14 protein-coding genes and 3 pseudogenes are annotated in these 13312 nt (G+C 47.0%); 8 read left to right on the top strand and 9 right to left on the bottom strand.

From position 1 onward, the window contains the following. Positions 1 to 89: 89 nt before the first annotated feature. Complete coding sequence (locus tag NZD89_RS02375) at positions 90 to 560, bottom strand: GNAT family N-acetyltransferase (protein ID WP_268006255.1); 471 nt, start codon at positions 558 to 560, stop codon at positions 90 to 92. 258 nt (positions 561 to 818) lie between these two features. Between NZD89_RS02375 and NZD89_RS02370 the strand changes: the two genes are divergently transcribed. The 3 genes from NZD89_RS02370 to NZD89_RS02360 all read left to right on the top strand — a co-directional run bounded on the left by NZD89_RS02370 (position 819) and on the right by NZD89_RS02360 (position 2454). Continuing rightward, positions 819 to 1328 (top strand): GNAT family N-acetyltransferase, encoded by a 510-nt coding sequence (locus tag NZD89_RS02370; RefSeq protein ID WP_268006254.1) that lies wholly within the window; start codon positions 819 to 821, stop codon positions 1326 to 1328. 63 nt (positions 1329 to 1391) lie between these two features. After that, positions 1392 to 1781: a RidA family protein gene (locus NZD89_RS02365; RefSeq protein ID WP_268006253.1), complete on the top strand. Its 390-nt coding sequence runs from the start codon at positions 1392 to 1394 to the stop codon at positions 1779 to 1781. Between the two features lie 214 nt (positions 1782 to 1995). Then, positions 1996 to 2454 (top strand): GNAT family N-acetyltransferase, encoded by a 459-nt coding sequence (locus tag NZD89_RS02360; RefSeq protein WP_268006252.1) that lies wholly within the window; start codon positions 1996 to 1998, stop codon positions 2452 to 2454. 27 nt (positions 2455 to 2481) lie between these two features. Here the strand turns inward: NZD89_RS02360 and NZD89_RS02355 are convergent. Next, positions 2482 to 2847: pseudogene (locus NZD89_RS02355) on the bottom strand (helicase); the annotation flags it as partial. A gap of 188 nt (positions 2848 to 3035) precedes the next feature. On the opposite strand from NZD89_RS02355, the pseudogene NZD89_RS30045 reads away from it, so the two are divergent. Further along, positions 3036 to 4687: pseudogene (locus tag NZD89_RS30045) on the top strand (IS1634 family transposase). Between the two features lie 80 nt (positions 4688 to 4767). Here the strand turns inward: NZD89_RS30045 and NZD89_RS02340 are convergent. The 6 genes and pseudogenes from NZD89_RS02340 to NZD89_RS02315 form a co-directional block, all read right to left on the bottom strand. Further along, positions 4768 to 4983 (bottom strand): annotated as a pseudogene (locus tag NZD89_RS02340) (helicase); the annotation flags it as partial. A 48-nt stretch (positions 4984 to 5031) separates the two neighbouring features. Further along, on the bottom strand, positions 5032 to 5493 hold the full coding sequence (locus tag NZD89_RS02335) for a GNAT family N-acetyltransferase (protein ID WP_268006250.1): 462 nt from the start codon (positions 5491 to 5493) through the stop codon (positions 5032 to 5034). Between the two features lie 440 nt (positions 5494 to 5933). Further along, positions 5934 to 6293, bottom strand: coding sequence for a GrpB family protein (locus NZD89_RS02330; RefSeq protein ID WP_268006249.1), 360 nt, complete (start codon positions 6291 to 6293; stop codon positions 5934 to 5936). Between the two features lie 189 nt (positions 6294 to 6482). Further along, complete coding sequence (locus NZD89_RS02325; protein ID WP_268006248.1) at positions 6483 to 7343, bottom strand: GNAT family N-acetyltransferase; 861 nt, start codon at positions 7341 to 7343, stop codon at positions 6483 to 6485. Positions 7344 to 7458: 115 nt separating this feature from the next. Further along, complete coding sequence (locus NZD89_RS02320) at positions 7459 to 8394, bottom strand: ornithine cyclodeaminase family protein (RefSeq protein WP_268006247.1); 936 nt, start codon at positions 8392 to 8394, stop codon at positions 7459 to 7461. 76 nt (positions 8395 to 8470) lie between these two features. After that, positions 8471 to 9223: a DUF6904 family protein gene (locus NZD89_RS02315; protein ID WP_268006246.1), complete on the bottom strand. Its 753-nt coding sequence runs from the start codon at positions 9221 to 9223 to the stop codon at positions 8471 to 8473. 122 nt (positions 9224 to 9345) lie between these two features. On the opposite strand from NZD89_RS02315, the gene NZD89_RS02310 reads away from it, so the two are divergent. The 3 genes from NZD89_RS02310 (at position 9346) to NZD89_RS02305 (ending at position 11303) form a co-directional block, all read left to right on the top strand. Next, complete coding sequence (locus NZD89_RS02310; RefSeq protein ID WP_268006245.1) at positions 9346 to 9714, top strand: PadR family transcriptional regulator; 369 nt, start codon at positions 9346 to 9348, stop codon at positions 9712 to 9714. Then, positions 9711 to 10544 carry a permease prefix domain 1-containing protein gene (locus NZD89_RS29405; protein WP_284286058.1) on the top strand — a complete coding sequence of 278 codons (834 nt, stop codon included), beginning with the start codon at positions 9711 to 9713 and terminating at the stop codon, positions 10542 to 10544. The genes NZD89_RS02310 and NZD89_RS29405 overlap by 4 nt, the downstream gene beginning before the upstream one ends. A 168-nt stretch (positions 10545 to 10712) precedes the next feature. Then, on the top strand, positions 10713 to 11303 hold the full coding sequence (locus NZD89_RS02305) for a hypothetical protein (RefSeq protein ID WP_268006244.1): 591 nt from the start codon (positions 10713 to 10715) through the stop codon (positions 11301 to 11303). A gap of 141 nt (positions 11304 to 11444) precedes the next feature. Here NZD89_RS02305 and NZD89_RS02300 read toward each other — a convergent pair whose 3' ends face one another. Then, positions 11445 to 12089: a YidC/Oxa1 family membrane protein insertase gene (locus tag NZD89_RS02300; RefSeq protein ID WP_268006243.1), complete on the bottom strand. Its 645-nt coding sequence runs from the start codon at positions 12087 to 12089 to the stop codon at positions 11445 to 11447. 548 nt (positions 12090 to 12637) lie between these two features. Between NZD89_RS02300 and NZD89_RS02295 the strand changes: the two genes are divergently transcribed. Beyond that, entirely contained in the window at positions 12638 to 13147 is a 510-nt protein-coding gene (locus NZD89_RS02295; protein ID WP_268006242.1) for a GNAT family N-acetyltransferase, read from the top strand. The last annotated feature ends 165 nt before the right edge of the window (positions 13148 to 13312 follow it).

Raw genomic sequence — 13312 nt, 5'->3', positions numbered from 1 at the left:
CGCGAACAGGATTCCCCAAATGTAGGATTCCCCAAATGTCTTGTCTCGTCTTTCCCTACTGTCTTGCGTGTTTTACGGTTCCTGAACTTTCAAGCCAAAAATCCTATGTCGTTTTCTGGAGTGATGTTCTTCTGAAACAAAATACGGTCTTGACCCCGACCTGCATAATCAACGCCAACGGCAACGGTAAATCCCATTCGAGTATGAAATGACACAGATCCCTCATTGACTGGAGAAGTGATGCACCGAACGATATTACAGCCCATATCCCGAACCACATCAAAGAATTTCTGATACAGTTGTCGGGCTAACCCACTCTGCCTAAGTTGAGGGTTCACACCGACAAAATGAATGTAAGCTTCGTTTGGATGTGTTTGTGAAACGAAGCCAATGAGAAAAGCCGATAACATGCCGTCGTTTTCAACAATGAAGCTGGTGGGCTGAAAGTGTTCAAAAAACAGTCTTGGTAAGAGGTGCGTCATCTGGCGACCACCCCACCAATCATCCAATACTTCAATCACTTTGTAATAATCGTCTTCCACAATATTACGTGTGTTCACGGGAACATCCCCTCATCCCTGGTAGCTTGAAAGACTCCTTACTGCGACCCACATGCGATTGTTCTTTTCTCCTGGATAAGTCTTACCCCAAGCAATCTTCACGCACTCCGCCATGATCACTGTTGAGATAAGTATAGCGGAAATGCAGGTAGATGGCTTGGCGACGGATCATAGTGATTCAAAACCGCAGAACTTCGATGACCATTACCAAACACCTCAAATGCGATATGATATTGAACATAGACTGGAGGGAGTACCTTGGAAACAGAGTTGGAGATTAGGCAAATTACAGAATGGGACACGAGAGATATGAACTCCCTGAGTTCGTTGCTGATTGATGTGGTTGAGGATGGCGCATCTATTGGATTTTTAACCCCATTATCAGAGCAAGATTCTCTTGAGTATTGGAAAGGTGTCATTGCTCCCGACGTAAGATTGTGGATAGCGGAGTATAACGGAGAAGTTATTGGAACCGTTCAGCTTCAACTCAGTACCAAGCAAAACGGCAAGCATCGGGCTGAGATAGCAAAGTTGATGGTACACCCAAAGGCGAGAAGACTGGGCATTGCCCGACGATTGATGGGAACTGCTGAAGATACGGCGGTTCAAGAAGGGCGTTCTCTCATTGTCCTCGATACCAGAGCGGGAGACTCGTCCAACACGTTATATCGTTCCCTTGGTTATATTGAGGCTGGACGAATCCCTCAGTACGCAAAATCTGCGAATGGGCAACTGGATACGACAGTTCTCTATTACAAGCTGTTATAACAATTTTCCCTCATTCTTACGAACTGATTTAAATCACAAGATAGAACAGAGGGAGTGCTTTACATGACAGAGAGAATCAGAATATCGACAGGTTCTTCATGGGAACCAGTAGTAGGTTACAGCCGAGCAATTCGAGTTGGAAATCGCGTTGAAGTCGCAGGCACTACAGCCGTCAGAGATGGTAAAACGGTCGGTATTGGGGATGCTCATGCCCAAACTGTGTGTGCCCTGGAGATTATAAAAGAATCACTCGAAAAGGTTGGAGCCAAGTTGTCTGATGTTGTTCGGACGAGAATGTTCGTAACAGACATATCGAAATGGGAAGCAATCGGAAAAGCTCATGGAGAGTTCTTCAGAGACATTCGCCCTGTCGCTACGATGGTTGAAGTGAAATCTCTCATCGAACCAGAACTTCTGGTTGAGATCGAAGCAGTAGCAATTGTAAGCGAGTAGTATACCATGCTCCCCCGTTAATCGACCTTTTTTGCGTCACGGTAGGCGACTGTGACAAAGACTCGCGTTGACAAGTAATCTGGGTACCAGCGACCATCGCGTATATGAAATCATGTACCTCTTATCGCGTTATTCGATTCCTACTTCCCGACAGGGATTTTTTCGCTCACAATTTTTTCACCGAACCGCTATAAAGGAGGTATTTATCGTAGAAATGGAAACTGTTACTTTCCGCGAAGCCTCTGAGCAAGACCTTGATTCAATCGTATTCATGCTTTCCGACGACAATTTAGGCAACACCAGAGAACGTTATGAACATCCTCTTCCTGAGAGTTATATCAAGGCATTTCGAGCTATCGACTCTGATCCAAACATCGAACTGATTGTGGCGTGTGTTGGCAATACTATCGTCGGCGTTGAACAGGTCACATTCACTCCCCATATCACTTATCAGGGGGGATGGCGAGCAACGATAGAAGGTGTGCGTACTGCTTCATCCGAGCGCGGCAAGGGCTTGGGTAGTCAAATGATTCGTTTTGCAATTGAGCGAGCCAAGGAACGGGGATGCCATATGATGCAATTAACGACAGATAAAAAGCGCGTAGATGCCCTACGATTTTATGAACGCCTTGGATTTAAGGCTTCACATGAAGGACTCAAATTGCATCTATAAAGACAGGCAAACCTGAAAGGGGTGCCACTATGGCATTGGATGTTCGGGAGACTCTTTTGATTGACAAAAGATAAAATGGTCATCGGGATTCCATACGTGCAGATGGTCAGCACGGTATCCGCGTAGCCACAATACGCCGTTAATTCGTCTAAGATAAAAGCCTTTTGGAAAGTCATCGTCTTCAGTTAGTATCTCCGATGCTATTGTGATAGAGCCGTATGGAGCTTGATGTCGCTGTAAAGGATGCCCCAAAGAACCTTCAGGCTGGTCCAGATATACCAGTCTCAGATGAGGTCCCAACTCAAGCGGACATAATTCCAAACCAAGTTCGCTCGCTCTATTAAAGATCTGACCCATAGTAGCTCCCTCACGAAAGCCCAGGTCACCAACGCTCGGGTTCGACAGTTACAACCCGTTTATAAGCATTTGTGGATAACCGGAATCCCGTAACGGCGCGGAATTCCGGTTATTTTATGTAGGCATTTTTACGAAAAGTTGTAGACATGCGAATTTCTGTGGATAACTAGTATTGTTATCCACAGTAGTTGACTTCGTAGAACATATGATTTTAAAATGTAGACATGTACATACGGCGGATATCACGAAAAAATAAAAACGGTTCTGTCACGTCCTACGTGCAGCTTGCCCATAATGAACGCAATCCCAAGACCGGCAATCCCCAAGCGAAAGTCCTCTACCACTTCGGGCGTGAAGATGAAGTGGACATGGATGGATTGAAGAGGCTTGCCGCGAGCATCTCACGATTCCTTGGTGATGAACCCGTTGCGTCGGAGCCCAAGGATAGCGTGCAGTTGAGTCTGCTCGATAGCAAAACGTTTGGCACCGCTTATATCGTCGACTCGTTGTGGCATGAACTTGGCGTGGGTCAAGCCATATCCAAGCGTCTGGCACAGCGCAAATATGAAGCCCCGATAGAGCGGGCCATCTTTGCGATGGTCGCCAATCGAGCCTTGGACCCCTCGAGCAAGCTTGGCATGGAGGACTGGGTGAAGCGAGACATCGCACTCCCCGGTGTTGAGAACTTTGAGGTCCACCAGGGGTACCGTGCAATGGATTTCCTGATTGAATCGGACGTAGACATCCAGAGAGAAGTGTTCGAGACTGTCGCCGACTTGTTGAACCTGGAAGTCGACTTACTGTTCTTTGACACCACGTCAAGCTACTTTGAAATGGATGACGAGCCGGAAGAAGACAGTCTGAAGCAACCCGGCTACTCCAAGGACCACCGGCCGGACTTACCGCAGGTCGTAATTGGTTTTGTAGTGACCCGAGACGGCATCCCTGTGCGGTGTTGGGTATGGCCAGGAACACGTCAGACATGACCGTCATTCCAGAAGTGAAGAAGGACCTCATTGGCTGGCGTCTCGGACGCGTCGTTACGGTCGTCGACCGTGGGTTCAGCTCGGAGGACAATTTACGTGAACTCCAGAAAGCCGGAGGGCATTACATTGCTGGAGAGAAGATGACCTCTGGGAAGCAGACAGTCGAAGATGCCATGTCTCGTCCTGGGCGATTTAAAACGATACGGGATAACCTTGAAATAAAGGAAATCGTCGTAGGAGACGGTGAGGCACGGGTCCGATATGTGCTCGTTCGCAACCCAGATGAAGCTCGCCGAGATGCGTTTCGGCGCGAGGCACACCTCAAGGCCCTGGAAGCAGAGCTCGCACGACTCAAGGAGTTGGATAACGACGCACACACCAAGGCGCACTGTCGATTGCAAAGTCACCCGACCTTCAAGCGTTACTTGAAGTCGGACAAGCGTGGCAATCTCACAGTTGACCACCAGGCGGTTAAGGCGATGGAACGACTGGACGGAAAGTATCTGATCCGAACCTCAGACGACACACTGTCCGCGGAAGATGTGGCCCTTGGATACAAGCAGCTCTGGCAGGTTGAGGCGGCATTCCGTTCTCTGAAACAGACCATGGAATTGCGCCCGATGTACCACAGGAAGAATGAGCGGATTCGGGCACATGTACTACTGTGCTGGCTCTCGTTACTTTTGGTTCGGGTGGCAGAGAACCGAACTAGCCACACATGGCGAGAGATCCGTTCTGTCATGAACGAGATGCACCTTGTAACCTACAAAGCTGGTAGCGGCAGAGTCCGGCAGCGAACAGAAGTAACCCCGGAGCAGGCACAAATCCTGAAAGCGCTGGGTTACGAACATCCACCGTTGTTCTCGGACATATCCACAGATACGCTGTAGGCACCACACGAAGTTATCCACAGTCCCGAAACCCTAGAAGCACCAACGGGTTTCGGGATTTCGTGTATCTACGACTGTCGAAGCCGAGCAACGGTTAGTTCAACAGTCTGTAGGATGTACTTTGATTCAGAAGTCGTAAATTTATCATCAGCAAATAGCCTCTCTGCAGATTCATTCATTAAGATAGACTGTTGTTTCAATTTTTGGATAAGTTGGGCTTTCGTAAGCCCTCCAACTTCCACTGTTCTTCTGATAACAGGGCAATCAGGGTGTATTTTCTCATTTCCGATATGCATATGTAGTCACTCCTTGTTCAGTTAGCCTAACCGTTTGTCCAACAACGCTCAGACACGCTTGTACACAAATTCACGATATCCAGAGAACCCTTGTTTTTTGTAAAAGTTCTTGGCAACTTCATTGTTAGCCCAGTAATCCAATTCCACTGTTTCAATGCTCTGCTCTCGTGCTATGTCGTAGATGTGGTTCATTAACGCTGTTCCATATCCCCTTCGCTTTTGGTCATTTACTATGCTTATTTGATGGACAAACAACGCTTGACGTGCTTTAGTGAAGGCGTTTTGAGGGTAATTTCTCAACTCCACCCATGCATATCCAAGCGCATCATTACCGTCTTCCAGAAGCAGAAAAATAAACGAATCGTTTTTTACCAACTCCTTAAATGAATCTCGAATTGCCTCAAAGTTGTATTCGGTAAAATATTGAGGGTATAAGGATACATGCAACTCATGTATAGGCTTGTTCAAACGTGCAATTAACTCAAAATCTGTTGTTTGAGTGATGTTCATAACAATGGCTCCCAACGATTTTGATTGTGTCGCTATCAAACTCTTCTGCCCGTTAACCGAGTGACAAACGGGCAATGGATAACGCATGTTCAAGATGGGTGAAACAACATCCTTGCTTTTCTGTGATGTCCTTGTCACTTTACGAATTAGGCTTGTTGAGGAAAAAACCTAAAACACCAACAACGAATCCAAAATAAACCAATCCGAACATTACAACCGAAGCTTCAGTTGTATCAGCTATGTGGGGGTTTAGTGACAGAACGCCGCCAGTCAAAACGCACAACCCGCCTAACATCATGTGGTCTAACCTACTTCTATGCAGTTTGTTGAGCGCAAAGCTGACTGCGATGCCCGCCAACAGTGCGATAACGAACAATATCCGTAAAGGCATTTCCCTTCATCCCCTGTTATGTGACATTCGGTATCCTTTAGCAAGTCCCTTATTCCTCTTGTGTCGTGCGTCTCAGTTTTGAATTGTCGCGATACCATTCCAACGCCCGTTGTTCAATATCCTTGACCAAGCTTTCCTTACCCTGGATATATGACCCGATATCATACGGGAATTCTTGCGCCAATTTTTGCTTGAAGTCTCCGTACTCTCTCGCTTCAATTGGATGCGTTCTCAGATAATCGCGAAATGCCAGATGCCGCTCAATATGAGGGCTTCCAACTTGGAAAACATGCACATGATACGTGCGATTGTCTCTACCCTTCTGAAAGTACCTTCGTCCAGATATCCCGTTCTCACCCATCGACTCGTACCCGATGTCTCGCAGTTGTCCATCCCACAGGTCGAGCACTTTTTCCGCTCATCAGTGTGCACACCTGCCTCACTGTTGAATAGAGAAGATAGCCTCCTATTTAGGCGACTGACTTCCCCCACGGTTGAACGTTGTCGCACGGAAGGCGACTGCCCTAAGTTTCATAAAGAGGTTCTCATTTTCCTCGTTTTCAACTCCATCGCTATTGTCCGAGTACTGATGTCGGCGTTAACCGAAAACTTGTGCCGCGATTCCAAACAAGGTTCGATCTCTTGCAGGCAGGTCATCACCATTCAAGAGCATAATTGGTGGTGATGAAACCATTTGAAATCCTCGCTCAACCAGTATAGAACCAAACTCTCCTTGTTCTTTCGGGATATCAATTCGAAGCCTACTCTCATTCGCAATCGCAAGCTTATGTAACAGATGACTGGCAACTTTGTAATTGGGTGCAACGACGGGACCAATGATTAGATTGACTGTTCCCTGGATACTAAAGGCATACCCCACGATGTCCCCTTCTCTGTTTTGCACTGTAATTGCCTGTTTTGCTTGTTGCACACGTACAGATAAAAACTTCTTTCGATTCGCTCCACAAGCAGACTGATCGAGTTTGATAATCCCAGGTAGATGGCTTGGGTGGTACGGAGCAAAGGAGTAATCAATCACATCCGTATTTCTCGGAGGATGGTAGGAATCACATAGGTATTTTTGAATAGAATCCACTGATTTGAATCCTAAACGTTCGTACATTGGTTTTCCTTCAGGTGTAGCGATGAGCATAATGGGTACTGAACGGGGAACTGACTGTATACATCTTATTGTCACTTCTTTACCCAATCCAAGTCGCCTATAGTTTGGATGAACAATCACCATCCCAAGTGATGCAAGGTTGTCTCCATATGGAATAATGGCGGCACATGAAACGATTTCTCCAGCCATCGTCTTATGTCCATATACCAACCCAGATATCATAATTGTTCTGATTTCTGACTCATCGTAATCCCATCCCACTGACTCGGATAGCCTTATAAGTTGTTGAATGTCTTTCTCATATAACTCGTCTAACAACAGATTATGTCCTGCCAAATGGATCGTCCTTCCGTGAATGGTTTGGCTCCTGCTCCCATCAGACTGGCATACTATAAACTTCATCGTGAGTTCCATAACCACGATTAAATCCTACATCAATGTGGATTTGCGGTTACTCCTTATCCACTGCCTCTTTCATGATTTCATTCGCAACAACTACTTCTGTACCCGCCAAACCCACGGAACAAAACAGGGTTATGTCATCTTGACCCTTTCTCCCAAGTGTTTTCCCAGCAACAACCTCACTAAGCTGTATAATCCTATCTTCATCGGGTGTACCGACGAGAAAATGTGGCGTTGGATAAGCTTTGAGTTGCTCTATGGAGTCAGTTGCAATCACGGAACTACGTACCCCCAGTTCAATTGGAACCTCATGCCGCTTTATTGATTTGGGACCGACCGTGTTGATATGCACTCCTGGTTGAAGCCATTCCGCGTCGAACACTGGCGTTCCACTATTGGTGGCGCAAATGACGATATCGGCTCCCCGTATGCAATTTTTCGGGGAATCGACAGCTACAACCTCAACCTCCAACTGGTTCATCATTTGAGCCGCAAATGCCTCTCTGTTTTCTTGATTGCGACTGAAGACTCGAACATGTTTAATATCCCTAACAGCAACAGCCGCCTCCAACTGTGTACGCGCCTGTACACCCGTACCGATCACCGCTAATCGCTCGGCATCCGTCCGTGCCATGGATTTGATTGCTACTCCACCAATTGCCCCAGTGCGAACAGCACCAAGCAGATTCCCAATCACTATGCCCTTAAACACTCCTGTATCTGAATCAAACACACAAACCAATTGCTCATGACCATCTAAATCATTCGTATAGGTATCGTAGACACGAAATCCGATGACCTTTTCAATGGCTGTTGCGGCACCTGCGGTAAAAACCAAATCACCCTGCTCCGTTTCCAAGCGAAATCGCGGAGGTGAAACAAGCGTTCCGTTTGCCTGTTCCTCAAAGGTGCGTTCAATCGCGCCTACTATGGATTTCATTGAAACGAGCTTCTCAATATCCTGGTCAGTAAGTACATGATACAAGTTGAACCACCCCTTCTCTCCCAATTTACCAGCAGTCCGAAGCCCTCACCCTTTATTTCAAACTTCCCCCTGGTCTCTACCACTCTATCTGTTCAGGATAATCCCAACTCAGAGAAATATCTTCCGTCGAGCAGTTGTTGGCTATCGCCATTTCTCTCACATCTCGCTCGATTTCCTGATATTCCTTGCCCTTCTCGACCATTCGCTTCACGATTGTTGACAACGCCTTTGCCCGTTCTTCCTTGTCCTCGAAATTCAGATATCGGATGTTCAACAAGTCGAGGTACTGAGTGGTGTATCCATCCGTCCATGTGTAATCCTTGTTCAAGAGGTTCATGATTCGTTTGAAAGAAGCCTCTGTGACTATTTCCTTCAGGCAATTCGCGATCAACGACTGAAACAATCGGGCTGTTGCGATATGTGCGTCCCACAGGTTTTTCTTGTCCACCAAAGGAAAAGGGGCACTTTTCGCCTGTTTCTTAGCATAAAGTCGGATGAAATCGTTGATTGCCATGGTTACGAACAGGGCTTCGGGGTAGTAGACCTGGCATTTGTAGTACAGGTTTTTCTCAGGAGTGATCATTTCCAGGAGTTTCATCCTGTCCTCGTCCATGCCATTTCGGACGAACTCAAATTCTCGCTCTCCTTGGAATGCATGTCGAATGTCATACATAACACCGAGAACGCGAAGGCGTGCACCTTCGTAGTCCCCATATTCCCCTTCGTCCCCGACAATCATGAACAGAGCCATATATAGGGTGTCGAGGTCAATGTAGTCGCCAGATATCGAAAGTCCAGTGAGGTTCGGTGTATTGGTGATGGTTAGCATGTGTTTCACCGTCCATGTTGATAGGGTCAAGGTCAAGTATAGCCCATAAACCATGGGACTGGGGCTGGAGGCTGATCGGAACAAGACCACGCCCTTTACATCTTCACTGGAGATGTCTATGCTTGTATATAGATATTCTATATATGGTGGTGGTCTATATAAACCGTGATATGGTGAAAGGATTCATTGATCCTATCGTTCTTTCTGTTGTGGCACGCGGCGATACTTACGGGTATCAGATTGCGAAGTACGTGAACGAACAAACAAATGGAGCCTTGGAATTGAAAGAAGGAACGTTATACCCCGCCCTCCGCCGATTGGAGGCAGAACACCTCATTGAAGGCTATTGGGGAACTGAAACAGGCGGTCCCAGAAGACGCTATTACCGCATCACAAAGCAAGGACTTGCCACATTGGAATCGTCGCGAGAGTCGTGGAGCAAATATCAGCGAATTTTGAGTACGTTCTTAGGGGAGGCATTTGCACTATGACAAGTCCCATACAATCATATCTGGAACGAGTGATGCGGCGGAGCGGCCTCACTAAACGCGAAAAAGCCGAGTGGATTGAAGAAATGTCAGCCCATTTGAATGATGAAACCCAGAGTCTCATAAGATCGGGTCATGTCGAAGAGGAAGCCACCAAAATGGCGATAGAGAAATTTGGACAGCCCACCGCAATACGTCACAAAATCGCAAAGGAAACCTTTGGGCTGTCCATACCGATGATACACGGCTTGTTTTCTCTGTTCTTGATATGGTTTTTCATCGATCTATACATAGTTCACTCGCAGTTTCCAGGAGGCTGGTACAAACGATTCCCCGACTTTTGGGGATATGCTTCAAGCATCGTTTCCGCGATTCCGAACTCACCTTCCCTCATGTTAGCACTATGCGTCAGCGTGTTAATGCTTTTTAAAACCCGCTGTATAAAGGATCGCGCATCCTTATTGCTGACCTTGAGTATTTTTGGAGTCATCTGGGTTCTGATGCGATTGCCCCAATCCTTTAATGTAAATGAACTTCTGTTTGGCTTTCGTGATCTCACAATAAGGGAGCCTTGGGTAAGCATCATAACGGTGGTTTTTATTATCTGGGGACTCCTGTTGTATCTGTGGACATGGAATTCGTGGGTAGGCGTGACTCCAACGCTAATCTCCATCTCGACTGGGATGTGGCTATTCTTGTACAAATTTCATTGGTTAACACTGTTCCAACTCTCACTACTCATCGCGGTTCGGTGTTTGCCCATCGTGATACTTATTGCAATTTTTAGAGCGATGGACAAGTGGCGGTATCAGCGGTCGGTCTCCACATCGTAAAGGTAGTAAAGCCAGAGGGTGGCTTATAGGTACAATACATCACTATTCCGTGCATGCTGGGGCATTGGGTTTTCCAAAGACCCTGACCCCAAAGTCCCCTCTCCTGTCCATAATCTGGTACGATATCAGCAAACGCCGCGAATCTGGATGCAAAGGAGACTGGTGTCCGTGATGCGAGTTCCCTATGACTCTCGCCTACAACCGATTGACGAACAACTCGCGAAGCTGATAGCAGAACGACTTCGGATCAGCCAAGGTACGAACGGTTATCCCGACAAGGAGCAGTTTGATCGGTGGTGTGAGGAATACCAGGTTGACCGTCACGTCATTGCATCGGTGTTTGCCGCGATGAACAATCCGCGCCGCCCCCCACGTCTTCCCGTCTCACCACAAAACCTGCTTGGAATCATTCCTGTGATGAAGAAGGTACAGTCGGAGGGAATCACCTATCAAGTGACTCGAATGGAGCAATATGCAGATTTCAGTCTTGCATACGTGGAGATTTACACCGATGAGGATACGGAAACTGCAGAGTTAAACATTCAGCTTATGTTAGACGTTGAGCCGAATGAAGCGCGACAGATCCAATTGCACCGTTCCCAAGGACACACCAACCAATCTTCCCTGGTATACATGGTCAGTCCAAAGTTACCTGACGACCTCAACACGTTCTCATTTCGGCTCGTTCCAAACCCCATGCCCCACCATCCGCGCCCGCCAGAGCGGATTTTGAATCAGGCTGTGGTGTTCGGTGAGTGAACCACGTTGGGCTTGAAAACTCGGCAAAGTATGGAGAGTGAACTTTCGTCCAGTGGACCTTCTCCCTGTAAGAAAAAGCAGTACATACCCTCATGGAGATAAGGGCTGTACTGCTTTTCGTCCTGAACCCTGTCTAAGATCTCAGACGGAAGCGACGCTCTTCCTTGGAACAAACAGCTTTTTGTAAATGAACCTCTCCAGAGTTCCCCAAACTCCAGAGGTTGTATAGTACAAGGCTACCGCAATCGGCGCACCCCATAAGACAACCATCGTCACCGCACAACTGACGACTGCACTCATTATCTGGGCATTTCCCAGATGTGCTTGGCTGTATGTCACGAAAGTACCTAATGCCATCAACACACCCGCGATGATTGGGACGATGTGAAACGGGTCAGCAACGGTCAGGTAAGGAACCCAAGGAATCAGAACACTCGTCGCTGAATGGTTCAAATATCGAAACAGTCTGTAGAGAACAAAGAACACTGGCGACTGTACGAGTAAAAGGCTTACTGAGGATAATGGCTTCACGCCATGCTCCCTCATTAGTTTCTGCTGGGCTTGCATCAAATCGGACTTTGATCCCGTCCATGACCTCTGTAGTTCCGCAAGTTTGTCCGCGATTGATGCTTGGGCGATGGCACTTTTGGCAACTTTGATGGAAAGGGGAACTAAAAGTAGCCGTATCCCAATGGTAAATAAAACAATGGCAATACCCCAGTCGTGGGTGAACCCTGCCAAAGAGGACAAGAGAGCGTGAAGAACCTGTTCAATGTTGGCGTACATGACAAATATCCTCCTTTGTGTGCTTCAAATCTCAACGGTTCAGAGCAACACAAAGGAAGGTGCTTCTTCATCACTGTCGCCTGTCCTGAGTAACTTTCGACGCACAGTGCGGATAATGCGGAGGATCGGCTGTACTATTGGCTCAACGCTTTCATGTATCCCAAGGTTGGGAACGTACAGTAGATGACGACTTGAAGGTGGAAACTGGGAGTTTGCGTTATGCCACAAATGCCATGCAAAACCAATGACGACCGAAAGCAAAGGCAGTAAATAAAACAATTGCATATGCATCGTCATGCTCCCACCCCGCCTCGGCAAGTTTCCATACGACTGGTTTCATTATACACCCTGATAGCATCCCGTTGAGTGTGACTTTGCCCTATTTCCCTATGAACCTGTCCGACTGTACTGTCTATCCTGTCCAATTGACGTAGAAGATGTCCAATTGCTGACGGACACGTTGTCCTCGGTCGGGAAAGGCATCACTATACGCTTGTCTGCCACAATACTGGTATATTTAGGACAATCGGAATTAGGTAGGAAACGTGATGGACATAGTAATTCGACAAGTACAAGCCAGCGATGCCCGTGCCATTCATCGTATTCAGATGCAAGAACAAGTGATGCCATATATCCTTTCTCTTCCGAGTACACGGGTTGAACAGGTAGAGGAACGATATCGTAACCAGGGAGCGAATCACCATGAGTTTGTCGCCGAAGTAGATGGTCAGGTTGTTGGAAATGCCGCCGTTATACAGATGGCTGGACGAAGGTCTCATGTAGGAACGTTCTATATCTCCGTGGATTCCGAACACCATGGTAAAGGGATTGGTACTACCCTTATCAAAAAGGTACTCGACCTGGCAGATAACTGGTTAATGTTGGAGAGAGTCGAACTCGGTGTATTGGCTACAAATCCGAGAGCACAAAAGTTGTACGAGAGGCATGGATTTGTGGTGGAAGGAATGAAATCAGGCTCGATTCGAAGTGCGGGACATTACGTTGACGAAATCATAATGGCTCGGTTGAGACCTAATGGATTGTTAAATCGTGATTAGAAAGCGCTTTTGTTTAACCTTGGTCTTACGACTAATGTCGTACAGAAGATATTTGCCTGACAGAGTATGATTTACTCCGTGATGGTTGCGTATGGAGCTACATTCCAAGGAGCAACAAATCAGCCGATAATAACAACTTTGTAACACCATAACTATCGAACGTCT

It is taken from the genome of Alicyclobacillus fastidiosus, from assembly GCF_026651875.1.
Lineage (GTDB): Bacteria > Bacillota > Bacilli > Alicyclobacillales > Alicyclobacillaceae > Alicyclobacillus > Alicyclobacillus fastidiosus.
The sequence above is the reverse complement of the archived record's forward strand: the minus strand, read 5'-3'. Positions and strand labels throughout refer to the sequence as shown.

Excerpts from the sequence above, each read along its gene's own strand:
- NZD89_RS29405 (WP_284286058.1), top strand. The coding sequence starts at position 9,711 with ATGACAAGTCCCATACAATCATATCTGGAACGAGTGATGCGGCGGAGC.
- NZD89_RS02365 (WP_268006253.1), top strand. The coding sequence starts at position 1,392 with ATGACAGAGAGAATCAGAATATCGACAGGTTCTTCATGGGAACCAGTA.
- NZD89_RS02315 (WP_268006246.1), bottom strand. The coding sequence starts at position 9,223 with ATGCTAACCATCACCAATACACCGAACCTCACTGGACTTTCGATATCT.
- NZD89_RS02360 (WP_268006252.1), top strand. The coding sequence starts at position 1,996 with ATGGAAACTGTTACTTTCCGCGAAGCCTCTGAGCAAGACCTTGATTCA.
- NZD89_RS02335 (WP_268006250.1), bottom strand. The coding sequence starts at position 5,493 with ATGAACATCACTCAAACAACAGATTTTGAGTTAATTGCACGTTTGAAC.
- NZD89_RS02295 (WP_268006242.1), top strand. The coding sequence starts at position 12,638 with ATGGACATAGTAATTCGACAAGTACAAGCCAGCGATGCCCGTGCCATT.
- NZD89_RS02300 (WP_268006243.1), bottom strand. The coding sequence starts at position 12,089 with ATGTACGCCAACATTGAACAGGTTCTTCACGCTCTCTTGTCCTCTTTG.